Below are 23,391 nucleotides of genomic sequence, written 5' to 3'. Positions count from 1 at the left end.
GCGAACGGGAGCGACATGCCAAATTCATTGAATGATTCGCCGATTCTGCAAGGCTTGCGATCCTTTCGGCTGTGGCGAGAGGAGGTAGCACAATCGCTGCATCAACTGGCCGAGCTCACCGGCGATCTCGGGTTGCTTCCCGGGGGGAGCATTCTTCAGCTTGAAAACCTCGCCTTCGAGGTCGAACAGGACAATCTACGCCTGGCGGTGGTGGGTGAGTTTTCCCGTGGTAAGACCGAACTGATCAACGCCCTATTGTTTGCCGATCTCGGCCAGCGTTTCCTGCCCTCCAGCACCGGCCAGACCACCATGTGCCCAGTAGAAATCCGCGGTGCCCCACAAGGCCGCGCGGGACTGCAGCTCTTGCCCATCGCCAGCCGCAGCATGGATGTCAGCATCGAAAAGCTCAAACGGGCGGGCAGCGCGTGGGTACGGCTCAGTTGTGAGGAAGGCGGCAACCAGGGCCAGCGTTTGAAGGTCTTGACCGAGACCATTTGTGTCGCAATCGAAGAAGCCAGGCGCCTGGGACTCTGTCCACCCCTCAACCGCGTGGCCAAGGGTCAGGAGAGCAGCGTCTGTCCCTCCTGCGGGCTGGGCAAGGTCCTGATTCCGCGCTGGCGGCACTCCATGCTCTTTCTGCCCCATCCGATCCTCGACGCCGGCCTGACCGTGCTCGATACGCCCGGTTTGAACGCCATCGGCGCGGAACCCGAACTGACCTTCAGCATGCTCGCCAATGCCGATGCCCTGCTCTTCATTCTCGGGATCGATACAGGGGTTACGCAAAGTGACCTGACCATTTGGGAGCAATACCTCAAACGCAACCGGAATCAACACCAACTCGTCCTCTTGAACAAGGTCGACACCCTCTGGGATGAGCTGCGTGATCCCTTCGAAATCGAGGAAGAAATCGAGGCCCAGGCACAGCGCACGGCGGAGCGTTTGGGAATTACCCGTGCGCAGGTGATCCCCATCAGCGGCCAGAAGGCGCTTCTGGCTCGCATCCGCGGCAATGAGGAAGTATTGCAGCGCAGCGGCATTCTGGAGCTGGAAAAAGCCATCGCCGAATTGATCATCCCGGGCCACCGCGCAGCCCTGGAGCAGAAGAGCAGGACTCTAGCAAAGCGCATCCTGACCGAGCAAAAAGCACAGCTGGCCGAGCAGGACCGGCATCTGGTCACGCAAATCCAGGGCCTGCAAGAGCTCAAGGACCGCACCGGCGAAAAAGTACCGAAACTGGTTCGCCAGCATCAACAGCGTCTGGCGCATTTCGAGCAAGACCGAAGCACCTTCGAGGGACGGAAGCTGGCCTTTCAGGAATCTGTCCAGGAACATTTGTTCGCCCCGCTCTCCACCGCCACCTTTGACTTGATCATCAGCAATGCCAAGGGCGAGATGCTTTCCGCCTGGACCACGGCGGGTATCGTCGATCGCTTTCGCAACTTTTTCGCCGAGGCCACCCGGCAATTCGACCTGGCGCTGGCTGGTGCGGAAAGGGTCAATGGTGAAATCACCAAGGAGTACGCCGCGTTGCAGCAACGCTATTCCTTACCGGCCTTGGCCACCATCCCCTATGCCATACTTCCCCGTCGCGCCGAGCTATTGGCCATGGCAGAGAGTTACGAACGTTTCGGCATGATGCTGGAAATTGCGGTGAACACGCAAAGCTCCGTCGTTCGCAAGGCGTTTCTCACGGTGGCTGGCAAGGTGCGTGACTATATCGTCGACACGCGCCGCGACGCGCAGAACTGGGTGGACGAGGTCATGGCCGTCATGAATCAGTACCTGGAAAGCTACCATCGCAAAGCGGCCGAAGAGCTCGAGGCACTGGAGCGCATCTCACTGGCCATGGATAGCATCGACGGTCGGGTAGAACACTTGCAGACACAGCGCAGCAACACGCAGCAGCAAGTTCAGGAACTGGAAAGAGTCAGCAATTTGGTACAGAACGCCCTGGACGCGAAAGCCATCTGATTCAGGCAGCGTCGCTGCCGCAAAGATCAGATCTGGCCGGTCAGGAGCAGGAATTTTTCCTGCAAGGCCTCTGCCGATTCCGGGTTGGCGGGATCGAGCTCGATGCAGTCTACCGGACAAACCTCCTGGCACTGCGGGGTATCGTAGTGACCCACACACTGGGTACAAAGCCCTGGCTCAATGACATAGATCTGCGGCCCCATGTGAATGGCACCGTTGGGACATTCGGGTTCGCAAACGTCACAATTGATGCAGTTGTCAAGAATGTGCAACGACATGGAAAAGCACCCCAAGAAGAAACTGGACTGATTCTACGCTTTCCTAGCCTTGCGGGGCAAAGCGCCGACGCAGGGCATCGGCAACGACGGGCTGCACAAAGGCGCTCACGTCACCGCCCAGACGACTGATTTCGCGCACCAGACTCGACGACAGGAAAGTGTGGGCGTCCGAAGTCATGAGAAACAAGGTCTCCACACGCAGATCCATGCGTCGCTGAATCGATGCCAGCTGAAACTCATGCTCAAAATCGGAAACCGCGCGCAGTCCACGGAGAATGACCCGTACCCCCTCAGCCTGCAGCAGATGCAGGAGGAGCCCCTGAAATGGCCGGACCCGCACCCCCGGGATTCCCGCCAAGCAGGCCTCGGCCAACGCTACCCGCTCGTCCAGAGGAAAAATGGTCCGTTTGGGTGTCTCGGCGGCGACGGCGACGACTACCTCATCAAAAAGGCCGGTAGCACGACGCACCAAGTCCTCATGTCCGAGAGTGATCGGATCGAAGGTGCCAGGATAAACGATACGGCGCGGACTCTCGTTCTGGCTCATGCTTCCCCCTCCTGCAAGTGCAGCAGCACATAGTGGCTGGCGCCGCAACGACCGCTGCGATACCACTCCCAGCCGGCGGGTAGTTCGCTTTCCCGCCAGAGCTCCACAGCATTGGCCTCCAGATATAGCCACCCTCCCGCATGTACCGGGCTGTTTTCGCCCAGCAGGAGGGGCCGCAGGCGCTCCGGCCAGCCCGCCGCAAAGGGCGGATCGGCAAGCACCAGATCGTACTGCCGTGCCAGCCGGGGTAGGATGCTGAGCGCATCGTGGCCGAGCAGGCGGAGCTTTGCGTCGGGGTCACAACTGGCAAGGTTTTTCTCCAGAATTCGTCGGTGCGCGGCCGCACTCTCGACAAAGTCCACCCGTTCGGCACCTCGCGACCAGGCCTCCAGCCCCAAAGCGCCGGTCCCAGCAAAGAGGTCGAGCACCCGGGCACCCGCATTTTCCGTCGCCAGCCAGTTGAACAGACGCTCGCGCACTACGCCTGGTGTAGGCCGGATACTGGCACCGCTGGCCGTCTGTAATTTCTTGCCGCGCAACTTCCCGGCAATGATGGCAACCGACATCGCGTCTCCAAGAGATTGTTCGAGTTCGTCCTTCGCGAGATAATGCGGGCCGACAGCGACAATGAGGTTGGCCCACAGATCATGGTTTTTTCTTGGTTCAAGCGTAACAAAAGCACCCCCGCAGAGGAAACGCCATCGGTTCCCGAACCCGCGGAGCCAAGCCAAGAGCCGCTACCTTCCGTACCCGACACTCCGACCAGCCCGGTTCCTGCCGCCGAGCCCCCAGAAGAAAGCCAGCCGGCGCCGGAAGCGCCCCTCGCGGAGCCCGGGACTACGCTGAACGAGGCGCAGCCGGCTCCCGCCACGACCGCAGGCGATGAGATCGAGAGGGCGGCTTCCCCGACGGTAGGGGAAACCGACACGCAACCGCCTGCAGAGGCACCCAAGAAAAGCCTCTTTGCCCGTCTGAAAGCGGGACTGAGCCGCTCCCGCGAACAACTGAGCGAGGGTGTTGCACGCCTCGTGCTCGGCAAAAAAGAAATCGATGACGAGCTTCTGGAGGATCTGGAGGCCATCCTCTTGCAGTCTGATGTCGGCGTGCCTGCCACCCGCAGCATCATGCAAGCTGTCACCGAAAAGGTCCGTCGCAAGGAGCTGAGCGACCCGGCGGCGCTGCAGCAAGCCATCCGTCAGTCTCTCCTCGATCTCTTACAGCCCCGTTGCGAGCCTTGGGCGCCAAAACAAGGGCAAACCCAGGTGCTGATGATGGTGGGCATCAACGGTGCCGGCAAGACCACCACCATCGGCAAGTTGGCCGCGCGCTGGAAAAGGGAGGGCTTTGCGGTTCTGCTGGCGGCTGGAGATACCTTCCGCGCCGCGGCAGTGGAGCAGTTGCAGGGATGGGGGACGCGGGTGCAAGTACCGGTGATTGCCCAAGGCAGTGGTGCCGATAGCGCCTCGGTGATCTTTGATGCCTTTGCCGCGGCCCGCTCGCGCGGTGCCGACCTCCTCATTGCCGATACGGCCGGGCGCCTGCATACCCAGGGCCATCTGATGGAAGAGTTAAAAAAGGTGAAGCGCGTTCTTGGCAAGCAGGATCCCGGCGCCCCGCAGCAGATCTGGCTGGTGCTGGATGCCGGTACCGGCCAGAATGCCTTGCAGCAGGCCCAACAGTTTCACGCTGCGGTAGGCCTCACCGGCATTTGCATCACCAAGCTGGATGGCACCGCCAAGGGCGGCGTGGTGGCGGCCATCGCTCAGGCGCTGCCCATTCCTATCCGTTTCATCGGCGTCGGCGAGGGGGTGGAAGACCTCCGTCCCTTCGATGCCGAGGCCTTTGTCGATGCCTTGTTTGCGCGGGAGTCTGCATGATCGAGTTCATCAATGTCACCAAGCACTATCCAGGACGTCGTCACGTCCTGCGCGAGCTCAATCTGCAGTTGGGCAAGGGCGAAATGGCCTTGCTTACGGGTCCATCCGGCGCGGGCAAGAGTACCCTGCTGAAGCTGTTGACCCGGCTGGAAGCGGTGAGCCACGGCACCCTGCGCGTCGCCGGGGTAGACTTGGCCACCCTGCGTCGCCGCCACATCCCGGCGTATCGACGGCGCGTCGGGGTCGTCTTTCAGGACCACAAGCTGCTCATGGACCGCACCGTCTACGCCAATGTCGCGCTGACCTTGCAGGTGGCGGGCATGTCCGCGCGGCAACTCGACCATCGCGTGCGTGCTGCCCTCGACAAGGTAGGGCTGGGAGAACACTGGCGGGAATTTCCCGAGACCCTCTCGGGCGGTGAACAACAGCGGGTGGGTATTGCCCGGGCCATCGTGCACACCCCGGAGATCCTGCTGGCCGATGAACCGACCGGCAATCTCGATCCCGAACTCAGTAGCGAAATCCTGGACATGTTCCGCGATTTTTATCGGCACGGCACCACGGTGCTGGTGGCAACCCACGATCAGGGTCAGGTGGACCGCATGGGCGTACGCACCCTGCACCTTGCCCACGGACAGTTGCAGGAGAAAGCATGAGCCTTCACATACGCCTGCAGGCCCTTGGCAATGCGCGGGATACGCTGCTGCGCCAACCCATCGCCACGGCACTCACCATCATCGCCCTCGCAGTCGTATTCGCCCTGCCCGTCGGCTTGTTTACCGCGCTGAGCAACCTGCAGCAGCTCCTCGCCAGCTGGCACAATCAGGCGCAGATTTCGCTCTATCTGCACGATGATGCCAGTCCCCAGGCCGTCGCCCAACTTCGTCGTCAGCTCCAGCAGAGCCCTGGCGTCGTGGCCGTGCGCTTTGTCGACAAGAATCGCGCCCTGGCGGATTTTCAGCGCTATGCGGGGATGACCGCAGCCATCCAGACACTGGGCGAGAACCCCCTACCGGCCTCCCTGATCGTCGAACTGAACCCTCTGGCGCAAAGCCCCAGCAGTCTGGAAGCGCAGGTCCAGCAGTGGAGCCACGAGCCTATCGTGCGCAGCGCCCAGTCGGACCTGAAATGGGTGGCCCGACTGCAGGCCATCGTGGCCCTCGGTACACGGGCAGTCTACATCCTCGCCATCCTGTTGGCCCTGGGTGCGGTGCTGGTGATGGGCAACACCATCCGCCTGCATATCGAGCAGCGTCGCGACGAGATCGAGATCAGTTCCCTGGTCGGGGCAACCAAGAGTTTCATTCGCCGCCCCTTTCTGTATCAGGGCCTGATCCAGGGCATACTCGCCGGATTCCTGGCCTGGTTGATCGTGGCCATCGCCTTTGCCATCCTGCAGGGGCCCGTCAATCATCTGGCGAGCCTCTACGGCACGAGCTTTCCCCTGCATGCTCTGACAGTCGGCGAGGGGTTTCTCCTGGTGCTCATCAGCGCCGCATTGGGCTGGCTGGGTTCCTTGGTGGCGGTGGGCCGACATCTCAACAATACCGTCTCTTGAAATCCCGGATGCACGTCCCCATGTAGAGAAAAGTTGTTCGGAGTAAACCTTTGCCCATGGCACGGGTCTATACTCAGAGCGGAAACAGGAGACAGGCAATGAATGAACTGGCGATCGCGAACAGAGATTTGGCGAGTGTAGACGGCATGGCGGCATACCTGCGCTTTGTCAATGCGCAGCCGTTGTTGAGCGCCGAAGAAGAGCGGGACTATGCACAGCGTCTGCGCGAGCGGGACGATATGGAGGCAGCCAAGGCCCTCGTGCTGAGCCACCTGCGTTTTGTCGTGCGCGTCGCCCGCGTCTATCGTGGCTATGGCCTGCCCGAGGCGGATCTGATTCAGGAAGGCAACATCGGTCTGATGAAGGCGGTCAAACGTTTTGACCCCGACCACGGGGTGCGCCTGGTGTCCTTCGCGGTACACTGGATCAAGGCCGAGATGCACGAATTCATCCTGCGCAACTGGCGGATCGTCAAGGTGGCAACCACCAAGGCGCAGCGCAAGCTCTTCTTCAACCTGCGTTCCAGTCGCAGCGATACGGGCTGGATGAACCTGAGTGAGAGCGAGGCCATTGCCGAGGAACTCGGGGTAAGCCAGCGCGAGGTGCTAGAGATGGAAGGTCGCATGGCGGGGCATGACTATTCCCTCGACCACAGCAGCGAGGACGAGGAAGGGCACGCTCGTACCTTCGAGTTGGCGGATCAGGGCGTGTCTTCGGTCGAGCAGATCATCGAAAGCGATTGGGACCGCTCACGCGAGCGTGGGCTGCGCAGCGCCTTGGCCACGTTGCCGCCTCGCGATCGCTACATCATCGAGAATCGCTGGCTGAGTGAGGAACCCAAGACCTTGCAATCCCTTGGCGAGGAGCTCGGGGTTTCGGCGGAGCGCGTGCGGCAACTGGAAAAGAGTAGCATGAACAAATTGCGGCAGAGGCTGCTAGAGAACGCCGCAGCTTGAAACCTGTCGCTACACTGGTCTTTCATATCGATGAGCCGGGCAAATGGCCCTTGCTCCTCGGCAATCTCCGCAATGCACTGCGCTCTGATGCCGGCGTTCGGCTGCGAGTGATCGCCAATGGTTCTGCCCCCATTCCCCTGTGGGCAGAAGGGCTCTGGCGGCGGGAGGCCACTGCCTTGGTCGCCCAAGGGGTAGAATTTTTCTTTTGTCAGAATAGTCTGACGGCCTACGAGCTTGATGCCGCAGGCCGCCCAGAAGGGAGCCAAGTGGCACCTGTCGGCGTCCTCGCTTTGGGCGAGGCGCAGGCGCAGGGGTTCGCCTACATCAAGCCCTAATTTCCGCTCCCTTCCCCATTTTCTCTACGATCTACGGGAGGGCTTCCTTGCTGATTCAGCATCTGTGGACGAGTGCCATCATTGTCGTCGCTGTGGGACTACTGTGGTGGCTACAGCGCAGCTATTTTCGCCATTATCCCCACAAGGGTTCCCTGCCTTTCTACCTGCTGCGAGTGATTGCGCAGCTCAGCATCCTCTGCGCTGGAGTCGTTGCCCTGGCCCTGAACTGGGGCATGCCCAAAGAGGGTCTGCGCTATATCGGACACTATTTTCTGGATGGTTTTACCGTCAGTGGCGTCAGAATCGTCCCCGCACATGTCGTCGCTGCCATCATCATTCTGGCGCTATTACTGCGTCTGGTGGAATTCAGTACCCGACGACTCGACAATTTTCTGGGCATGTTTTCTCTGGACAGTGGAGCACGCTACTCCTTGGTTATCCTGAGCAAATATGTCTCCATCACCCTGAGCCTGTTGATTGGCATTGGGCTTGCCGGGGTGCCACTGGAAAAGCTGACCCTGATTGCCAGCGCCTTATCGGTCGGTATTGGCTTTGGCCTGCAGACCATGGTCAACAATTTCGTCTCGGGCATTATTTTGATCTTCGAACGACCGATCAAGGTAGGAGACTGGATCAAGGTCGGCAGCGCCGAGGGTTATGTCCAGCGCATCAGCATCCGCTACACCCTCATCCTCACCTTTGACCGCACCGAAGTCTTTGTGCCCAATTCCGAGATCATCTCCGGGCAGGTCACCAACTGGATGCATTCCAATAGCGTGGTACGCCTGATGTTACCCTTTACGGTGGAACATAACGCCAATCTCGATCGGGTCAAGGAACTCCTGGTGGCAGTTGCGCAAAGGCACCCGGACGTCATGCAGGATGATCCCAGCATCATCCCGCCCTCGGCCCTGATTCTCGACGTGAATACGAACGGGATCGTGGTCTATCTGCGTGTGTATCTGCGCGATTGCAACCTGATGTTCAATGTGCAGACGGATCTACGCGCCGGCGTCATGGAGTCCTTGCTGGCGGAAGGTATCCCGGTGGCGCGTCAGCAGCAGGATGTGCGGATTCTCAACAGCCAGCTCGAACTCCTGCGGCTGACAGACGCCGAGGCGGGGAACAAGGCCTAGAGGATGTAGCGGGACAGGTCCTCGTCGGCAGCCAGGTCATTCAGGCGGCCATCGACATAGTCGGCGTCGATCCGCAGCGGCTGGCCGTCGTGGTCCGGCGCCTGAAAGGCAATCTCTTCCAGCAGGCGTTCCATTACCGTGTGCAGGCGGCGGGCACCGATGTTTTCGACCCGCTCATTCACCTGCTGGGCAATCTCGGCAATGCGGCGGATGCCGGAGTCCTCGAACTGCAGGGTGACGCCGTCCGCCGCCAGCAAGGCGCTGTACTGGCGGATCAGGGCGTTTTCCGGCTCGCGCAGAATGCGCTCCAGATCGTCTGCCTGCAGCGCCTGCAATTCGACACGAATGGGCAGACGCCCCTGCAGCTCTGGGATCAGGTCGGCGGGCTTGCTGAGATGAAAGGCCCCCGAGGCAATGAACAGGATATGGTCGGTCTTGACCACGCCATAGCGAGTGCTGACGCTCGCCCCTTCGATCAGCGGCAGGAGATCGCGTTGCACTCCCTCGCGGGAGACCTCTGCCGCGCTTTGCCCACTGCCCCGCGAGGTAACCTTGTCGATTTCGTCGATGAAGACGATGCCATCCTCCTGCACCCGCTCCAGGGCCAGGCTGCGCACTTCGTCCTCATTGACCAGTTTGGCCGCCTCCTCCTCACAGAGCAGCTTGCGCGCCTCGGCAATGGGCATCTTGCGCTTGGCCGTCTTTTGCGGCGCCATGTTGCTGAACAGATCGCGTAGCTGAGCACTCATTTCCTCCATGCCGGGCGGGGTCATGATCTCGACACTGGCCTTAGGCGCCGCCAGTTCGATCTCGATCTCCTGCTGGTCCAGACGTCCTTCGCGCAGCATCTTGCGGAACTTCTGCCGCGTGCCTTCGTCCTGCCGCGGGATACTGCTGTCGCGCGGTCCAGGAACGAGGATATCAAGCAGGCGATCCTCCGCCAGCTCCTCGGCGCGCTGGCTATTGGCGGCCTGCCGCTCGCTGCGCAGCAGATTCACGGCGATCTCCGCCAGGTCACGAATGATCGATTCGACATCCTTGCCCACATAGCCCACCTCGGTGAACTTGGTGGCCTCCACCTTCAGAAAGGGAGCACTCGCAAGCTGAGCCAGTCGCCGCGCGATCTCCGTCTTACCCACCCCGGTAGGGCCAATCATGAGGATGTTCTTGGGGGTGATTTCCTTCCGCAGCGGACCATCCACCTGGGCGCGACGCCAGCGATTGCGCAGGGCAACGGCAACGGCGCGCTTCGCCTCCGCCTGGCCGATGATATATTTGTCGAGCTCCTGCACGATCTCGCGCGGGGTCATTTCACTCATTTTCATGACAATTCTTCCACGGTACGTTGTTGATTGGTGTAAATGCAGATGTCCCCGGCAATCGCCAAGGCCTGCTCGGCAACCGCGCGGGCGGGCAGATCGCTGTTTTCCAGAAGGGCGCGGGCGGCGGCGAGGGCGTAGGGGCCGCCCGAGCCAATGGCGATGATGCCATGCTCCGGTTCGAGGACGTCGCCTTGCCCGGTGATGATCAGGCTCTGACTGCGATCCGCCACCGCCAGCATCGCCTCCAAACGGCGCAATACCCGGTCGGTGCGCCACTCCTTGGCGAGCTCCACCGCAGCCTTGGCGAGCTGTCCCGGATGCGCCTTGAGTTTGGCCTCGAAACGCTCCAAGAGCGTAAACGCGTCGGCGGTGGCTCCGGCAAAGCCGGTCAGCACCCCCGGCTCGATGCGTCGCACCTTGCGCGCATTGCCCTTCATGACGGTATTGCCAAAAGTGACCTGACCATCCCCGGCCATCACCACGTTCTCCCCACGGCGTACCGAGAGGATGGTGGTGCCGTGCAGGGTTGTTGCTTCACTCATGCGACTGCTCCTTGTGCTTGGCGTGCGGGTGCGCCTGATCGTAGACCTGGGCCAGATGCTGATAATCCAGATGGGTATAAATGGCGGTGGTATCAATCTGTGCATGGCCGAGAAATTCCTGGACGGCACGCAAATCGCCGGAGGACTGCAGCAGATGGCTGGCAGCACTGTGGCGCAGACTGTGAGGATGCAAACGCTGCCCTAGACGCTCTCGTCCGGCCTTGTCGACCAGATACTGCACGCCCCGCACGCCCAGAGGACGACCAAGGCGATTGAGAAAAAGGGCTGTCTCCGTGCTTTCTGGTCGCCGCGCCAGATAGCGTTGCAGGGCCCCCCGCGCCATGCGACCCACGGGCACGATGCGCTGCTTTTGGCCTTTGCCGAGAACGCGCAGCAGGCCCGCCTCCAGATGGAGATCGTGGCGCTGCAGCTGCACCAGCTCCGAGACCCGCAAGGCACTCGAATAGAGCAGTTCGAGGATGGCTTGATCGCGCAATTGCAGCCAGTCATTCCCGGCGTCTGCCTGGGTGTCGAGGAGCTTCTGCGCCACATCGATCCCCAGCCAATCGGGAAAATGCTGTTCGCCCTTGGGCATGGGCAGGCCGCGACTCGGATCTACAATTTGTGGATCCTGCTGGCGCAGCCAGCGGAACCAGGCGCGCAGGGCAGCAAAGCGGCGGCGCAGACTGCGCACCGACACCCCTCGCTGGTGTTCGCGGAGCAGGAAATGACGAAGCTGAGGGGCCTGGATGTCGGTCAGGGAAGAGATCTTTTCCGCGGTGAAAAACGCCTGCCACAACTGCAAATCCTCGCGGTAGGCGACGACGGAGCGGGCGGCCAGGCACGTCGGGGCGCTCTGTAAAAACGCCTCGATCTGCAAGTCGATTTCGCTAGGCATCACGATCGCTGCCGGCGCAGCGTTGCAGGGCCGCAGAGAACAGCCGGGAGATTTGCTCGAGCAGGTCGGTTGCCATGTCGGCGCCATAGCGTTCGGGGTCTGCACTGGCCAGCAAAATCAGCGCGCTACAGCCTGCGCCGCATACGCGGATACTGGCCAGCGACGCCGGCAGGGATGCCGCTGCCGGAAAATACCGGCGCAGTTCGCCTTCCTCCAGTTGCACGCCGGCCCGGGCCTCTCGATCATCCGCCAAGCGTTGCCAGTCACTTTCCTCCAGGGTGATGGCATCGGGCAGGCAGGATTGCGGCCCCGTCAGCATCACAAAGGACTCCACGGCGAAATCTTCTTCCAGACTGCGGCGCAAGGCCGCCACGCAAGCGCCCGGACTCTGCGCCAGTAACAGCTCGACGGCGAGGCGGCCGAGATGCCGTCCCAACTCCGTTTGCCGCTGCGCCTGACGGAGCAGCGTATCGACATAGTGCTGCAACTGATCGCGTTCGTCGCGCAGGCGCTGCACCTGGCGTTCGAGCAGAGAGCTGGCAGAGCCAACGCCCAGATGGGGCAGCGTCAGTTCTTGCAGCAGATCCGGTTCCTGCAGCAAAAATTCGGGGTGCGCCTGCAGATAGGCGCGGCACTGTGCGGCAGCCTCGTCCTGCATCCCTCAGTCATCCTCCCAATGGGTGTCGCTATACTGCTCGGATCGTGCATGGATCTCGAGCTGGGCGATGAATTGCGCGAGCAGTTCCAGCTCGTTCTCTTCCAGCTTGTGCAGAAAAGCGATCTGCCCGGCAGGTACCTGCAGATTGCGGGCAATGGCATCCAGAAGCTGCTGACTCATGTCTTTTCTCCTTCGGGGATCCAGGTACCATCAAAAACCACTTCTGCGGGCCCTACCATATACAGTGGCGTACCAGGACCCGCCCAGCGAATTTCCAGTGTACCCCCGGGAAGGGTGACTTGCACCGTATCGGCTAGCCGCTCCCAGAGCTGGCCCGCCACCACCGCCGCACAGGCGTTACTACCACAGGCGAGGGTCTCCCCCGCCCCGCGCTCCCAAGTACGCAGGCGCAGGTGTGCAGGGTCCTGAATTTCGAGAAAGCCGACATTGCAGCGCTCGGGAAAGGCGGGGTGCTGCTCCAGCTCCGGGCCCCAGTCGGCAACCGGGGCGCTGTCGCATTGGTCGACCGCCAGCAGCAGGTGCGGATTGCCCATGCTCACCGCGGCAATCGGCAACGCCTGGCCGCGGAAAGGCAACGCATACTCCTTGGCAGGGGCTTCAGCGCGAAAAGGGATGGCGGCAGGGTCGAGAATCGGCACTCCCATATCCACCTCCACCAGACCATCCGGCCGGCTGTGGAGCGACATCTGCCCAGCACGGGTCTCCACCCGGATGGGATTCTTGTCGCTCAGACCACTGCGCCGCACGAAAACGGCAAAGCAGCGCGCACCGTTACCGCACTGATTTACCTCACTGCCATCGGCGTTGAAGATGCGATAGCGAAAATCGCAATCGGGGTCGGTGGCCGGTTCCACCAATAAAATCTGATCACAACCAATGCCAAAGTGACGATCGGCAATCCGTCGGCAATCCTCCGGCCGCAAGGAAAAGGACTGACGCACACCATCGAGCACGACAAAGTCGTTACCCAGGCCATGCATCTTGGTAAAGGTCCAGGGTTGGGAAAGGGCGGAGTACTGTTCCATGATTTTGCTCATATAGGGAGTGTAACAGGTTGTGGCAGACTGCATAGTGTCTGCCAGGCGCAGATGCTTACGGGAGGCTATGGATTTCTTGACCGCAGGCTGCTGAGGGCCTAGCTTTAAACCAACTGGTATGAATGTTTAGGAGGTGGCATGAAAATCGGTTTTTTGGGACTCGGACGGATGGGTAGCGGAATGGCGCAACGCCTTCTGGATTCGCAGGCGGATCTGGTCGTCTACAACCGTAACTCCGCGGCGTCGAAGCCGCTGCTGGCCAAGGGTGCCAGGGCCGTCGCTCATCCCGGAGCAATGACAGATCGTGAGCTGGTCTTTACCATGCTGGCGGACGATCAGGCGCTGCGTGATGTCGTGCTGGCACCAGGGGCCCTGCTGGAAAGCCTGCCCGAAGGCGCGGTCCATGTGTCGTGCAGCACCATCAGCGTGGCTCTGGCAGCCGAACTTGCCGAGCGTCACGCGGCGGCTGGGCAGCACTTCGTTTCCCTGCCGGTGTTCGGGCGCCCCGACGCCGCGGCTGCTGGCAAACTGTTTCTGGTAGCCGGTGGAGAGGAAGAAATCGTAGAAAGATTGCGGCCAGTCTTCCTGCGGGTGGGGCAGGACCTCTGGTGGGTTTCGCCGCGGCCGGAGCTCGCCAATCTGGTCAAGCTCAGTGGCAATTTCCTGATTGCTTCCACCATCGAATCCATGGGCGAAGCCATGGCCTTGGTCGAGAAAGGCGGCGTCGACCGCTATGCCTATCTCGATTTCCTCACCCGATCCCTCTTCACCGCCCCCGTACATCGCAATTACGGCAAGCTCATTGCTGATCGCGCCATACGCCCCGCCGGCTTTGCCGCGCCCCTGGGGCAAAAGGATCTTCGCCTGGTGGGCGAAGCCGCAGAGAAGCTGGCCGTGCCCATGCCTTTTTTTGGCGCCCTGCGCGAGCGCTTTCTGGCCCTTGCTGCCCGTGGCGAGAGTGATGTCGATTGGGCGGCGCTGGGCGTCGAAGCGGCGCGCAGCGCTGGACTACACTCTACGAATAGGGATGACTGAAGGCTAGGTACCCGGTGGCGGCAGAAAAATCGCAGATAGCTGATGACAGTCCCGGCCTCAAGGCGAGTTGGCAGGGGCAAGCGCAAAGCCTGGTCGAGGAGTCCCCGGTTTCCTTCGTGCTCAGCGGCGAGGTTTATGCCGTCATGCTCGCAACTCCCCACGATCTGGCGGATTTTGCGCGGGGCTTTCTCTGGACCGAGGACATCGTACGAACGCCCGAAGAGATTCTGGCACTGGAAATCGAGAGTACAGCGGAGGGCACCGCCATCTATTTGCAGTTGCATGCGACTGCCATGGATCGCGCCGCCAGCCACCGCCGGGCACTCCCCGGCGCCAGCGCCTGCGGGCTTTGCGGTTGTCCCGACTTTCGCGGCCTGCAGCCCTTCGCGCCGTTACCCGCCGCCCGGAATTTGCCTGATCCGGAGCAAATTCATGCAACCATGGCGGAACTCGCGGCACAGCAGTGTCTCCACCAGCAAAGCGGCAACTGCCACGCTGCCGCCCTTCGCTTTACCGACGGAGAGATCCTGGTGCGCGAGGACATCGGTCGCCACAATGCCGTCGACAAGGTCATCGGCGCCGCCTTGGCCCGCGGTGCCGTTCCCGGCTCGGCAGATATTCTGGCAGTCTCCTCACGACTGCCCTTCGAGATCGTGCGCAAGGCTCTCGCCTGGCGAATTCCGTTGGTAGCAGCCATCTCCGGTGTGAGCAGCATGGCGGTGGACATTGCCAGAAAAAATCACGTGCAGCTGGTAGGTTTTGTCCGCGACGGTCGCGCCACCTTGTATTGCGATGGCGGAAGGGAACTCTCTCAGAGATTTTCACGGTAACGCCGCGTAGTAGCAGCCCTGCCAGTGTCCCACGGCCAAGAGAAAAGGCCCCAGCATTTCTGCTAGAGCCTTGATTTTACTTGGCTGGGGGACGTGGATTCGAACCACGGTTAGCGGAGTCAGAGTCCCTTATAGATCAACAAGTTACAACACAAGGTAGCATGAAATAACAGGAAAAACAGGACCATAGATGAAAGCGGATACTATGCCGTGTTGCCGAATATCGCCACTTTTCCCCCTCGATTCCCCCAAATTTCCCCCAAGAATAGATCTCGAAGAACACCATCCAAGGATGGTCTGCAGGGCCTGGCGCGGTGCCCATGAGCCCAATTCATCCAGCCGCTCACGATACTTTCAAGATAACCGTGAAACACCCGCCGCCGCTATGTTTCAGCGTTCACAATGGCGCTCACGATGGAGCCGGAAACAGCGCCGAAGTCGGGGCCGTTTTTATAGTTCCGAAAATTCTCGCCGCGCAGGGGGAGAGAACCGGCCAGAGTGACCGAATGCCTGTTGCTGGCGCATAGATGGCTTCTGAGCCGTTTTGCTGCCGCTGTGGTGTAAAGGGGTTGCCATGCCCACGAAAGTGGCTCACAACGCATCTATGGCCGATATTTCTTGCTTGGTGTGCCGGGTGCCTCGCGCGTGCGCGCGCGCGTGTACATGTGACGAAACTGGGCACCTCACGCGCGCGAGATTTTCATGATTTTTCAGTATCGCCCCCGCGGTCGGCCACCAGGCGGAACTTTGACCGCCGCAACTCCACTGCCCGGGCTCGATCTTTCTGCGCGGCCGCGTCCTCGATCTCCTCTTGCAGCCATCGGGCAAACAGCTCGACGGCGGCGGGGATGCCGTGCCCTCTGGCCCAACTAACCAGAGTTTCCGCGCCGTCATCATCGAAGATGCAAAGCCCCCCCCAGCTCGGCGGGGTCTCGCATGGTGCCGAAGGAATACGGACCGCTCATGCTTGCATCTCCTCTGCTACTTTTTCTTCATCATTGGTGATAGACCCGACCCACTCCCCAAACCCCCCATGCCTAAAGGCATTTGGGGTATTGGGGGAATTGTGGGCATCCCCATTTGCCCCATTCGGGGTGTTTGGGGTTTTGGGGAGAGTCCAGGCAAAGAGACCATCAAAGCCGATTAGTTCCCGGTCCTGCAGGCTTCTCCTGATTCTGGAGAAATGCTTGACCGCGATTTCGCCCTCTTTGCAGGCATCGCGCCAGTCTTTGAGAACGACCCGCGCCGCCTCGGGGTCTCTTCCATCGGCGGCAAGGTTGCGCTGGTACTCGGCCTCCAGACGTTGCAGTATTGCCAGTGCCTGCCGCTGGGCGTCTTTCAAACCCTTCGTTTGGTCATCATCTTCTGGATTTTCCAGCGGACTGCACGCCTCAACGATGGCGTCATAAACCGGTTCATTCGGCGCTTCTGGGTCTCGCCATCCTTCGGGCAATTCCGCTTGGCGGAATCGGAAAAATTTGGCCTTTGATGGCTGGCCGCCTCGTTGTTTGGTGTTTATCAGCGCAACGCCGTCCTGCCGGGCCTCCAACAGAAAAAGGCTATCGATCGCACCCCGCAGGCTGCTATGACCGCGTGGGTCTCTGGGGTCTGCCTTGCCTGGATGATGCAAGGCAAGGACGGTTGCTCCTGTCTCATCCCGTAGCCGGTCCATAGCTTTTACAAAACCGCCCATAGGCTCCGGCGCGTTTTCGTCGCCGTCTAGACATCGGGCCAGCGTGTCAATGATGACCAGACCTGGAGGCTCCGGCATTTCTAAAATCTCGGCCATAACCGCCTCGAAAGCATCAGAGTTCAGCGACACAGCGCCACGCGAGATGTTCAGGGGGGCATCGTCCAGGCCGCCGTGGATGGTGTGCCAAGCCACAGCACGACGGATTACAGCTTGCTGACCTTCGCCAGCAATTAGCAGGACCGGCGCTTGCTGGACCCGTTGTCCAGCCCAATCGCTGCCAGTTGCGACCGCGCAAGCCCATGAAAGAGCAAGGTAAGTTTTTCCCCGGCCAGGTTCACCAAGCAAAACCGAGACGCTGCCTTTTTCTAGGTAGTTTTTGACTAGCCAGTCAATTGGCTTGGGATTGGAGATAAGGCCGCCGATTGGCTCAAAAAATGGCTGGCGCTCTCCGGCATCTGGGCGCATCTCTTCACGGTAGCTTTTGCCTGGGTTGGTCCAGCCTTGCCGTTGTGCCTCAGCAAATACAGCTTCATGACTGGTGCTGGTCGGTCTGAGAGTTTCCCAAGTACGCGAGGCGTCAGCAGGGTCGAACTTTTCCGACGTGCTGGACCATTCAAGCCAGAGTCCGCGGCCAGTCTCGCCTAGGGTTTTCAGCGCATGGCCCATGCGTATCCATAGGCCGCGATCATCGGACCGCAGGAAGAGCAACGCGGAACGCAGATCGCGCACGGTTGCCGGGTGGACGTACTGCCCGGCATCCTCTGGAGCTGGTCCAGATGCCCCATTGCTGGCGTCAGGGCGCTTCAGACGGGCACGGATTGGGCGCAGGCTACCCCAGCCCCCGGGATTGAAGCGAACGCGGCCAGTGACGGTTAGAAATCGCCCTTTTGCATAGTACTCAACGCCCGTAGCGGCATCCTTGAGAGGCTCGAGAATCGTTGATTCGCCGAAGATTCGCAGCCCTCTGCGAGATGGTGAGGTCTCTGCATATAGACCGGCGTTCGTCGCTTCTTGGGCGATCTCCTCAGCAGCGGTGCCCGCGATCAAATCTCCGGCATCGTCCAGACAGGCATCTAGATCGAACGCGGCAATTCCCTCGCCGGTGACAGCAAAGCCAATGCCTGCCCATCGGTCAGGCGCGCCATTGTAGATGCTCCAGGCGGTCTCAAAGGTCGAGAGACGGGCAATGTCCTCTGGCGAGTCTAGCGGCCCTTGACGGCGTTCCCCGGTGGCATAGTAAGGGACCTTTCGCGGTTTTCTGGTTGCGTCATCGGCAAAAGGCTCAGCACGCCACAGTAACCAGCGCGGCAGGGCTTTTATCTGCTCCGGCAGAACTTCCGGCAACGCTTCGGATGGCGGTGCAAATGTCATTGCACCTTGCGACGGCTCCTTAAAAGCGTCAACATTCTGCATGATCGTCCTCCTTGGCGGTCTCTCCGTTGTGATCTGGCCCGGTTGCCGCCGGGCCTTCTCCCGCGAATAGATCAAGCTGCCTGTCATCTGGAAGATGGTACTTGGCAATGCCGCCGCTTCCGCGTGCCGTCAGAATTCGGTGGCCTTCTTTCCGAAGATCGTAAATCCGCGCTGCGAGCCGCCACCCATGCCCGCCAATAATGGCCTGCGGGTGATCGATGACCTTCCCGGATTGCAGGCACTGCAACGCCCATTCTTTTGCAGATGCTTTATCTCTCATGTCACGCCACCCGCTTGGCGTTTCCAGCGCGCAGCCATTCAACTAACCTGATGCGGTCGATCAAAATTTTTCGACCAAAGCGGACGATGACGCCCTCGGCCTCCAGATCGGAGCCTCGATGAAAAATCAGGTGGCGCAAACCGCCGACCGTCAAGCCGGGTTCAATCTGAGCGAGTTCATTAACCGTGAAGAGTGTTTGCTGTGTATCCATACGACGCATTCTCCAATTTCGCCCCATGTGGCGATGGTTTGCAGAATAACGCCATAACTTATTGTTTCAACGGTGGAAATGCGTGTTTCTAGGGTGGGGAAATTGGTGGGAACTCCAGACCGTTACCGCTATTGGGTTTGTGCTGGGGGTGGAAAAAATGGGGTGGAAAATTTCCACCCCTGAGCATAACGCTAGCGCTTCTGTTCGTGACGAATCAGGCCGCGCTCGCTGGCCCTTTTCCAGGCAGTTCCCGCTCCAGTTTTGGGCGGAAAGGTGGTCGGGAATCGCTCGACGGCGAGCCTCAAAACCTTACTTTTGCTTCCGTCTGGCAAGGACATCCGGTCGTACCCTTCGGCGTCGATGACCTCTAGCAGCTTCTCTATCTGGGCATCCATTGCCCGCCCTCTTTGCGGTTTCGGTTCTTCCTCGGCGACTCTTGCCGCTTCCAGGACTTCGGCAAGCACCTTTGCCGCTGGGCGCTCCAGTATCCGGGCGATCTGACGACGATCAATCCAGAGGGCACCTAGACGGGCCTTGATTGCCTTCTCTAGGACCAAATAGCGGCCAAAATCCAGCATGGCCCCATCATTCCCAAAAAGTGGCGGCGACCATACCGCAGAGACCTCGGCAACGTCCCCGGCGCTGAATTGCGCGATGGCCTCTTGAGGAAGCCGCAGCGGGCCGCCGAGGTGGATGTAAACTGGCGGATTACTGCCTGGGTCGGACCAAAACTCGCAAGGGGCGATCTCGATAGCAACCTCGATGCGCTGCTCTCTCCATGCGCTCAGCACCTGCCCATCGGTGATGCCGTGCTCTCGTTGAGCATCTTCGACCCTGACCCATTCGGGAGCCTGTTCTTGGCGGATTGCTGCCAGTGTTACCGGGTCGATCTGGCTCATGCTGCACCCCCTTTAATCTTTCGATCTAGCCGCGCGCCTAGGTGGGCCAGATGTTCCGGGGCAAGGTGCGAATACCGACGGGTCATTTTCAAATCACGATGACCGAGCAACGCCGCGACCTGCACTAGCGAGATTCCCTCTTGCACCAGATAGGATGCCGCGCTATGCCGCAGATCGTGAAAGTGTAGGTCTTTGATCTCGGCAAGTTCCAGGGCCTTTAACCATGCGTTTCTTACGTTGGTTGGCTTCTCCGGGTCTCGCCTGCTAGGGAATACCAATCGCACCCCTAGGCGACGAATACGGGCCGCCAAGAGGGGTCTGGCCGCCTCTGGTAGGGGGATGGTTCGGGGGTCCCCGTTCTTGGTCTTGTAGAGCGTTATCAGGCCGCGCTTTTGATCGATCTGGTCCCATGCAAGGGATAGCAATTCCCCCGCGCGCGCTCCCGTTCCCAGCGCCAGCACGGTTAGCAGTTCCAGGTCTTGATGACCCTTGACCGCCGCCAGCAATCGGGGGAGTTCTTCATCGGTAAGGTATCGCTGGCGGTCGTTATCGACCTTGGGCTTGATGACTCGCTCAGTGTCTGGATGCTGTATCCATCCCCACTTGCGAGCCATGTTCAGCAGGTGAGTTATCGCTATCTGATAATGCCTGATCGTGCTAGCTGCCAGCGTACCGCCGCGACGGGTAGGGGTTTGGGCGAGTTCCTGAATCTTCGCATTGACGACCTCTGGCCGTAGATCGACCAGACGCATTTCCCCTACCTGATCTATCCACCAGCGAATATGCCGGGTTCGATCTTCGGGATGCGCCATGCCTGGGACGTGCTCGGCGAGATATTTCTTGGCGGCATCCTCGACCGTGCGCTTCTGGGCCTCTCTTTCGGGGAATAGTTGGCCGCGCTCCAGGTCCGCTTCTGTCTTGCGCGCCCATGATTCCGCGTCGGTCTTGCGGGCAAAACTCTGGGTGATGGTGGGATGACCTTTCCGCCGTATCTGTACTTTGTAGGTGGTCCCTTGTTTTCCGGTTCTCTTCTCGATGTATGCCATAGTCAGGCCCTCCAAAAGGTGAGGGGGGCGGCGCTGGCTGGTATGATCTGGGTATCCATTGGCGGCCTCCTGTCAGGTTTGCCGGTGGTAGGGTCGGGCAGGTGTTGGCGCACCTCTCGGCCTGATCTCATTATGCGACTACACACAAAAAACCGCAACAACGGATATACTATCCGTTGACCATTCAACCTATCGAATTGTTTTTACTGGTTTCTGGTCCCGAGCATCGGCGATATGGGGGAATAATGGGGGAATCGACCTCCAGAATTGCCCTCGATGCAGGTCTCTTGGGACAAGCTTCGTCTCGCCGGTTGTTGTGGGCAATTCCCCCAAATTTCCCCCACGGCCAAAAGAAAAGGCCCCAGCATTTCTGCTAGAGCCTTGATTTTACTTGGCTGGGGGACGTGGATTCGAACCACGGTTAGCGGAGTCAGAGTCCGCTGTCCTACCGCTAGACGATCCCCCAATCGAGCGCGAAAGCATACTGGTTGGCCCGGCTTCCTGTCAAATTCCGGCATCGGATTCTCGACAAGCGGCGACTGTCTATGGCGCTGCCGCATCGGTATACTTTTGACCTTCCAACGCAAAGCCCAGGGGAATTTCGATGAAGCGGGATCTCGCATGAACCGCCCGGCAATCATGCAAACCTTGCAAGTCCGCGTGCCCAAGCTGCTGGCGATCTACGCCTTTGGTAGCCGCATCAGCGGCACGGCAGGGCCGGACAGTGACCTGGATCTGGCCGTGCTGGTGGAGGGCTATGCTGATCCTCTGACCTTGTTTGAGCTGGCGGGAGACTTATCCGATGTGGCGGGCTGCGCAGTCGATCTGCTCGACCTACGTGCGGCTTCTACCGTCCTGCAATACCAGATCCTCAGCACCGGCCAGCGCTGGTGGACCAAGGATGCCCAAGCAGCCTTGTTCGAGGCCGCCGTGCTCAGTGAAAAAACCGCACTGGACGCCGCCCGCGCCGGGCTGCTGGCGGATATTCGCCAAAGAGGAACCGTTTATGGCCGATGACGTGTTACTGAACAAGGCCGCAATCATCGAGCGCTGTGTGGTGCGGGCTCGGGAAGAATACACTGCCGACCCCGCCACCTTCGCCAGCAATTTCACCCGCCAGGATGCCGCTATCCTGAACATCCAACGTGCCTGCGAAGCGGCGCTGGACATGGGCCAGCACCTGATTCGCCGCGAACGGTTGGGCGTACCCCAAAGCGCGCGCGATGTATTTGCGCTGCTGGCGCAAGGCGGCTGGATCGAGGCGGCGCTGGCTGACAGCCTCAAACGCATGGTTGGCTTTCGCAACATTGCCGTACATAGCTACCAGGAACTGCAACTCTCCATCACGATCAGCATCCTGGAAAAGCACCTGGACGAGTTTTTGCAGTTCAGCCAGACGGTCTTGCTGCACGACGCCACGCAGCCGGGGGAGTGACCATCCCCAACACTCGCCATTCCCAACGAACGTCACGGTTCAGCAGCAGGCAGCTTCCCCCGCTGCAAAATCTGGCAATCTGTGTCGTTTCGACTATTTAGACGTTCATGACATGGAAGGGGAGCATGAGCGTGGCAGATATTGGAACGAGGGAGGCGGCGGGGACGTGATCGCGAAGCACGGGCGGATGCGCGTCACAGCCATGGGTTTCACTCTGGTGGAACTCATGATCCTCATTGCCATCATGGCCATCGTAGCCGCCGTTGCCATTCCCCAGTTCAACATCTGGATGACCCGGGCGCGCATCCAAGGGGCTTCCGGACATCTGCAGCAGGATCTCGCCTGGGCGCAGGGCTACGCGATCCGGTCAGGATATCCCGTGCAGGTAACCATTCAAGGTAACCCCTGCTCCTGGACCATCACGCCAGCGGCTCCCAACGTCTCGCAGTCAGCACCTCAGATGCCGGCCACCTCCTTTGCCAGCCGTTACCCCAATACCGTCTGCAATGTTCTGACTGGCAGCACCTTCAGTATTACACCCACCGGGATGGTATACGGCTCGACAGGCACCGTCACCAGCGCCAACGTGACCTTTGGAACGGTGGGCACCAATGCGGCCTACTACGGCTACTGGCTGGTGCAGCTCAGCGGCGCCGGCAACCTGCGCAACTGCGCCACCGCGTCCTCCAACAGCAGCGTGTGTACCCTCCAATGAGCGCCAAGACGCACACCAGCCCAGCTCAGCAGATGAGCTCAGCCCAGCGTCAACAGGGGCTGACCCTGATTGAAGCGATGGTCGCCCTCGTCATCTTTGCCATTGGCTCCCTGGGAATCATTGGCCTCTTTCTGAACAGTTTCAGTATGTCGGCACAAAACCAGAACCTCACCTCCGGCTTCGAGATCGCTCAGAGTGCTGTAGGCGTGTTACGAGCCAATGGGGCGAATGCCTTGAATCTGAATGGCGCCACCGCGAGCGCCACTTCAGCCAGTAACTCCTTGCTGGCACCGGTGTCTTCGGTAATGAGTGCCTATGGGATGCCACTGCAGGCGACCGTTTCGATCACCGCAAGCGCCATGAGTGGCGCCAGCCAGTGCCCCTGCAATGCTTCGGTGATAGTGAGCTGGGGTAATGGCGCCAGCTATCAAACCCAAACCATCGTGGGATACTGATATGAGAGCGACCAAGGAATTCCTTGCAAGCAAAGCAGATCGCCAGTTCGGTCTCTCACTGGTCGAACTGTTGGTGGCGCTGGCGGTGGTGGGCCTGCTCTCCACGGCGATCTTCAGCTTCTTTTTACACACCAGCCAGGGCGTCAGCCAGCAATCCGCCAATGGCGAGATGTGGCAACGGGGCCGTAATGCCATGGCCATCATGCGCCAGGCCATCGAGTCGGCGGGCTACGGGCTGCC

Annotated in this window: 28 protein-coding genes and 1 tRNA gene; 14 read left to right on the top strand and 15 right to left on the bottom strand. The window is 60.3% G+C overall.

Features of this window, described 5'->3' with window-relative positions:
• Nucleotides 1–15: 15 nt before the first annotated feature.
• Complete coding sequence (locus AC2VNM_RS03365; protein WP_483189985.1) at nucleotides 16–1,974, top strand: dynamin family protein; 1,959 nt, start codon at nucleotides 16–18, stop codon at nucleotides 1,972–1,974.
• A gap of 26 nt (nucleotides 1,975–2,000) precedes the next feature.
• On the opposite strand, the gene AC2VNM_RS03360 is transcribed toward AC2VNM_RS03365, so the two are convergent.
• Genes AC2VNM_RS03360 through rsmD form a run of 3 tightly spaced genes read right to left on the bottom strand, consistent with a single transcriptional unit; the run spans nucleotide 2,001 to nucleotide 3,365 of the window.
• Nucleotides 2,001–2,252 carry a YfhL family 4Fe-4S dicluster ferredoxin gene (locus AC2VNM_RS03360; RefSeq protein ID WP_483166189.1) on the bottom strand — a complete coding sequence of 84 codons (252 nt, stop codon included), beginning with the start codon at nucleotides 2,250–2,252 and terminating at the stop codon, nucleotides 2,001–2,003.
• Between the two features lie 43 nt (nucleotides 2,253–2,295).
• Entirely contained in the window at nucleotides 2,296–2,799 is a 504-nt protein-coding gene (gene coaD, locus AC2VNM_RS03355) for a pantetheine-phosphate adenylyltransferase (protein WP_483166190.1), read from the bottom strand.
• Nucleotides 2,796–3,365 (bottom strand): 16S rRNA (guanine(966)-N(2))-methyltransferase RsmD, encoded by a 570-nt coding sequence (gene rsmD, locus AC2VNM_RS03350; protein WP_483189984.1) that lies wholly within the window; start codon nucleotides 3,363–3,365, stop codon nucleotides 2,796–2,798. The genes coaD and rsmD overlap by 4 nt, the downstream gene beginning before the upstream one ends.
• A 42-nt stretch (nucleotides 3,366–3,407) precedes the next feature.
• Between rsmD and ftsY the strand changes: the two genes are divergently transcribed.
• From ftsY to AC2VNM_RS03320, 6 genes are all read left to right on the top strand, one after another.
• Nucleotides 3,408–4,676 carry a signal recognition particle-docking protein FtsY gene (gene ftsY / locus AC2VNM_RS03345; protein WP_483189983.1) on the top strand — a complete coding sequence of 423 codons (1,269 nt, stop codon included), beginning with the start codon at nucleotides 3,408–3,410 and terminating at the stop codon, nucleotides 4,674–4,676.
• Complete coding sequence (gene ftsE / locus AC2VNM_RS03340) at nucleotides 4,673–5,332, top strand: cell division ATP-binding protein FtsE (RefSeq protein ID WP_483166193.1); 660 nt, start codon at nucleotides 4,673–4,675, stop codon at nucleotides 5,330–5,332. Before ftsY ends, ftsE begins: the two co-directional genes overlap by 4 nt.
• Nucleotides 5,329–6,234 carry a permease-like cell division protein FtsX gene (gene ftsX, locus AC2VNM_RS03335; RefSeq protein WP_483189982.1) on the top strand — a complete coding sequence of 302 codons (906 nt, stop codon included), beginning with the start codon at nucleotides 5,329–5,331 and terminating at the stop codon, nucleotides 6,232–6,234. Before ftsE ends, ftsX begins: the two co-directional genes overlap by 4 nt.
• A gap of 98 nt (nucleotides 6,235–6,332) precedes the next feature.
• Nucleotides 6,333–7,190, top strand: coding sequence for an RNA polymerase sigma factor RpoH (gene rpoH, locus AC2VNM_RS03330; RefSeq protein ID WP_483189981.1), 858 nt, complete (start codon nucleotides 6,333–6,335; stop codon nucleotides 7,188–7,190).
• A complete protein-coding gene (locus AC2VNM_RS03325) occupies nucleotides 7,187–7,525 on the top strand; it encodes a DsrE family protein (protein WP_483189980.1) in 339 nt (112 codons plus the stop codon). The genes rpoH and AC2VNM_RS03325 overlap by 4 nt, the downstream gene beginning before the upstream one ends.
• A gap of 47 nt (nucleotides 7,526–7,572) precedes the next feature.
• Nucleotides 7,573–8,661, top strand: coding sequence for a mechanosensitive ion channel family protein (locus AC2VNM_RS03320; protein ID WP_483189979.1), 1,089 nt, complete (start codon nucleotides 7,573–7,575; stop codon nucleotides 8,659–8,661).
• On the opposite strand, the gene hslU is transcribed toward AC2VNM_RS03320, so the two are convergent.
• The 6 genes from hslU to dapF are packed head-to-tail and all read right to left on the bottom strand — an operon-like array spanning nucleotide 8,658 to nucleotide 13,127.
• Complete coding sequence (gene hslU / locus AC2VNM_RS03315; RefSeq protein WP_483189978.1) at nucleotides 8,658–9,986, bottom strand: ATP-dependent protease ATPase subunit HslU; 1,329 nt, start codon at nucleotides 9,984–9,986, stop codon at nucleotides 8,658–8,660. The two genes, AC2VNM_RS03320 and hslU, sit on opposite strands and share 4 nt — an antisense overlap.
• Entirely contained in the window at nucleotides 9,983–10,525 is a 543-nt protein-coding gene (gene hslV, locus AC2VNM_RS03310) for an ATP-dependent protease subunit HslV (protein WP_215871363.1), read from the bottom strand. Before hslV ends, hslU begins: the two co-directional genes overlap by 4 nt.
• On the bottom strand, nucleotides 10,518–11,423 hold the full coding sequence (locus AC2VNM_RS03305; RefSeq protein ID WP_483189977.1) for a tyrosine recombinase XerC: 906 nt from the start codon (nucleotides 11,421–11,423) through the stop codon (nucleotides 10,518–10,520). The genes hslV and AC2VNM_RS03305 overlap by 8 nt, the downstream gene beginning before the upstream one ends.
• A complete protein-coding gene (locus AC2VNM_RS03300; RefSeq protein ID WP_483189976.1) occupies nucleotides 11,416–12,081 on the bottom strand; it encodes a DUF484 family protein in 666 nt (221 codons plus the stop codon). Before AC2VNM_RS03300 ends, AC2VNM_RS03305 begins: the two co-directional genes overlap by 8 nt.
• 3 nt (nucleotides 12,082–12,084) lie before the next feature.
• Nucleotides 12,085–12,261: a hypothetical protein gene (locus tag AC2VNM_RS03295; RefSeq protein WP_483166201.1), complete on the bottom strand. Its 177-nt coding sequence runs from the start codon at nucleotides 12,259–12,261 to the stop codon at nucleotides 12,085–12,087.
• On the bottom strand, nucleotides 12,258–13,127 hold the full coding sequence (dapF, locus tag AC2VNM_RS03290) for a diaminopimelate epimerase (protein ID WP_483189975.1): 870 nt from the start codon (nucleotides 13,125–13,127) through the stop codon (nucleotides 12,258–12,260). The genes AC2VNM_RS03295 and dapF overlap by 4 nt, the downstream gene beginning before the upstream one ends.
• Before the next feature lie 150 nt (nucleotides 13,128–13,277).
• On the opposite strand from dapF, the gene AC2VNM_RS03285 reads away from it, so the two are divergent.
• Together AC2VNM_RS03285 and fdhD are read left to right on the top strand one after the other, a co-directional pair.
• A complete protein-coding gene (locus AC2VNM_RS03285) occupies nucleotides 13,278–14,174 on the top strand; it encodes an NAD(P)-dependent oxidoreductase (protein WP_483189974.1) in 897 nt (298 codons plus the stop codon).
• Between the two features lie 14 nt (nucleotides 14,175–14,188).
• Nucleotides 14,189–15,004, top strand: a complete 816-nt coding sequence (gene fdhD / locus AC2VNM_RS03280; protein WP_483189973.1) for a formate dehydrogenase accessory sulfurtransferase FdhD — start codon at nucleotides 14,189–14,191, stop codon at nucleotides 15,002–15,004.
• A gap of 961 nt (nucleotides 15,005–15,965) precedes the next feature.
• On the opposite strand, the gene AC2VNM_RS03275 is transcribed toward fdhD, so the two are convergent.
• The 6 genes from AC2VNM_RS03275 to AC2VNM_RS03250 all read right to left on the bottom strand — a co-directional run bounded on the left by AC2VNM_RS03275 (nucleotide 15,966) and on the right by AC2VNM_RS03250 (nucleotide 21,012).
• A complete protein-coding gene (locus tag AC2VNM_RS03275; RefSeq protein WP_483189971.1) occupies nucleotides 15,966–18,110 on the bottom strand; it encodes an AAA family ATPase in 2,145 nt (714 codons plus the stop codon).
• The gene (locus AC2VNM_RS03270; protein WP_483189970.1) at nucleotides 18,097–18,390 is read right to left on the bottom strand and encodes a hypothetical protein; all 294 of its coding nucleotides are present in this window, start codon (nucleotides 18,388–18,390) and stop codon (nucleotides 18,097–18,099) included. Before AC2VNM_RS03270 ends, AC2VNM_RS03275 begins: the two co-directional genes overlap by 14 nt.
• Before the next feature lies 1 nt (nucleotide 18,391).
• Nucleotides 18,392–18,601 (bottom strand): hypothetical protein, encoded by a 210-nt coding sequence (locus AC2VNM_RS03265; RefSeq protein WP_483189969.1) that lies wholly within the window; start codon nucleotides 18,599–18,601, stop codon nucleotides 18,392–18,394.
• A 191-nt stretch (nucleotides 18,602–18,792) separates the two neighbouring features.
• A complete protein-coding gene (locus AC2VNM_RS03260) occupies nucleotides 18,793–19,500 on the bottom strand; it encodes a hypothetical protein (RefSeq protein WP_483189968.1) in 708 nt (235 codons plus the stop codon).
• Entirely contained in the window at nucleotides 19,497–20,546 is a 1,050-nt protein-coding gene (locus tag AC2VNM_RS03255; RefSeq protein WP_483189967.1) for a tyrosine-type recombinase/integrase, read from the bottom strand. Before AC2VNM_RS03255 ends, AC2VNM_RS03260 begins: the two co-directional genes overlap by 4 nt.
• Before the next feature lie 392 nt (nucleotides 20,547–20,938).
• Nucleotides 20,939–21,012, bottom strand: a tRNA-Gln gene (locus tag AC2VNM_RS03250).
• Nucleotides 21,013–21,167: 155 nt separating this feature from the next.
• Here AC2VNM_RS03250 and mntA point away from each other — a divergent pair.
• From mntA to AC2VNM_RS03225, 5 genes are all read left to right on the top strand, one after another.
• A complete protein-coding gene (gene mntA / locus AC2VNM_RS03245) occupies nucleotides 21,168–21,563 on the top strand; it encodes a type VII toxin-antitoxin system MntA family adenylyltransferase antitoxin (protein WP_483189966.1) in 396 nt (131 codons plus the stop codon).
• Nucleotides 21,553–21,981: a type VII toxin-antitoxin system HepT family RNase toxin gene (hepT, locus tag AC2VNM_RS03240; protein WP_483166206.1), complete on the top strand. Its 429-nt coding sequence runs from the start codon at nucleotides 21,553–21,555 to the stop codon at nucleotides 21,979–21,981. Before mntA ends, hepT begins: the two co-directional genes overlap by 11 nt.
• A 166-nt stretch (nucleotides 21,982–22,147) precedes the next feature.
• Nucleotides 22,148–22,696 (top strand): GspH/FimT family pseudopilin, encoded by a 549-nt coding sequence (locus tag AC2VNM_RS03235; RefSeq protein WP_483166207.1) that lies wholly within the window; start codon nucleotides 22,148–22,150, stop codon nucleotides 22,694–22,696.
• A gap of 32 nt (nucleotides 22,697–22,728) precedes the next feature.
• Nucleotides 22,729–23,151, top strand: a complete 423-nt coding sequence (locus AC2VNM_RS03230) for a type IV pilus modification PilV family protein (RefSeq protein WP_483189965.1) — start codon at nucleotides 22,729–22,731, stop codon at nucleotides 23,149–23,151.
• A 1-nt stretch (nucleotide 23,152) separates the two neighbouring features.
• Nucleotides 23,153–23,391: PilW family protein (locus AC2VNM_RS03225; protein WP_486912877.1), on the top strand; the 239-nt coding region annotated here is incomplete at its 3' end.

It is taken from the genome of Acidithiobacillus sp. TH-A67 (assembly GCF_057473545.1).
Note: the sequence above shows the minus strand (reverse complement) of the source record. Positions and strands in the feature narration are given on the sequence as shown.

Bases quoted from the DNA above. Each gene is read 5' to 3' on its own strand.
- AC2VNM_RS03365 (WP_483189985.1), top strand. From the start codon at position 16: ATGCCAAATTCATTGAATGATTCGCCGATTCTGCAAGGCTTGCGATCC.
- AC2VNM_RS03360 (WP_483166189.1), bottom strand. From the start codon at position 2,252: ATGTCGTTGCACATTCTTGACAACTGCATCAATTGTGACGTTTGCGAA.
- coaD (WP_483166190.1), bottom strand. From the start codon at position 2,799: ATGAGCCAGAACGAGAGTCCGCGCCGTATCGTTTATCCTGGCACCTTC.
- rsmD (WP_483189984.1), bottom strand. From the start codon at position 3,365: ATGTCGGTTGCCATCATTGCCGGGAAGTTGCGCGGCAAGAAATTACAG.
- ftsY (WP_483189983.1), top strand. From the start codon at position 3,408: ATGCGGGCCGACAGCGACAATGAGGTTGGCCCACAGATCATGGTTTTT.
- ftsE (WP_483166193.1), top strand. From the start codon at position 4,673: ATGATCGAGTTCATCAATGTCACCAAGCACTATCCAGGACGTCGTCAC.
- ftsX (WP_483189982.1), top strand. From the start codon at position 5,329: ATGAGCCTTCACATACGCCTGCAGGCCCTTGGCAATGCGCGGGATACG.
- rpoH (WP_483189981.1), top strand. From the start codon at position 6,333: ATGAATGAACTGGCGATCGCGAACAGAGATTTGGCGAGTGTAGACGGC.
- hslU (WP_483189978.1), bottom strand. From the start codon at position 9,986: ATGAAAATGAGTGAAATGACCCCGCGCGAGATCGTGCAGGAGCTCGAC.
- hslV (WP_215871363.1), bottom strand. From the start codon at position 10,525: ATGAGTGAAGCAACAACCCTGCACGGCACCACCATCCTCTCGGTACGC.
- AC2VNM_RS03305 (WP_483189977.1), bottom strand. From the start codon at position 11,423: ATGCCTAGCGAAATCGACTTGCAGATCGAGGCGTTTTTACAGAGCGCC.
- AC2VNM_RS03300 (WP_483189976.1), bottom strand. From the start codon at position 12,081: ATGCAGGACGAGGCTGCCGCACAGTGCCGCGCCTATCTGCAGGCGCAC.
- AC2VNM_RS03295 (WP_483166201.1), bottom strand. From the start codon at position 12,261: ATGAGTCAGCAGCTTCTGGATGCCATTGCCCGCAATCTGCAGGTACCT.
- dapF (WP_483189975.1), bottom strand. From the start codon at position 13,127: ATGGAACAGTACTCCGCCCTTTCCCAACCCTGGACCTTTACCAAGATG.
- AC2VNM_RS03285 (WP_483189974.1), top strand. From the start codon at position 13,278: ATGAAAATCGGTTTTTTGGGACTCGGACGGATGGGTAGCGGAATGGCG.
- AC2VNM_RS03275 (WP_483189971.1), bottom strand. From the start codon at position 18,110: ATGCAGAATGTTGACGCTTTTAAGGAGCCGTCGCAAGGTGCAATGACA.
- AC2VNM_RS03270 (WP_483189970.1), bottom strand. From the start codon at position 18,390: ATGAGAGATAAAGCATCTGCAAAAGAATGGGCGTTGCAGTGCCTGCAA.
- AC2VNM_RS03265 (WP_483189969.1), bottom strand. From the start codon at position 18,601: ATGGATACACAGCAAACACTCTTCACGGTTAATGAACTCGCTCAGATT.
- AC2VNM_RS03260 (WP_483189968.1), bottom strand. From the start codon at position 19,500: ATGAGCCAGATCGACCCGGTAACACTGGCAGCAATCCGCCAAGAACAG.
- AC2VNM_RS03255 (WP_483189967.1), bottom strand. From the start codon at position 20,546: ATGGCATACATCGAGAAGAGAACCGGAAAACAAGGGACCACCTACAAA.
- mntA (WP_483189966.1), top strand. From the start codon at position 21,168: ATGAACCGCCCGGCAATCATGCAAACCTTGCAAGTCCGCGTGCCCAAG.
- hepT (WP_483166206.1), top strand. From the start codon at position 21,553: ATGGCCGATGACGTGTTACTGAACAAGGCCGCAATCATCGAGCGCTGT.
- AC2VNM_RS03230 (WP_483189965.1), top strand. From the start codon at position 22,729: ATGAGCTCAGCCCAGCGTCAACAGGGGCTGACCCTGATTGAAGCGATG.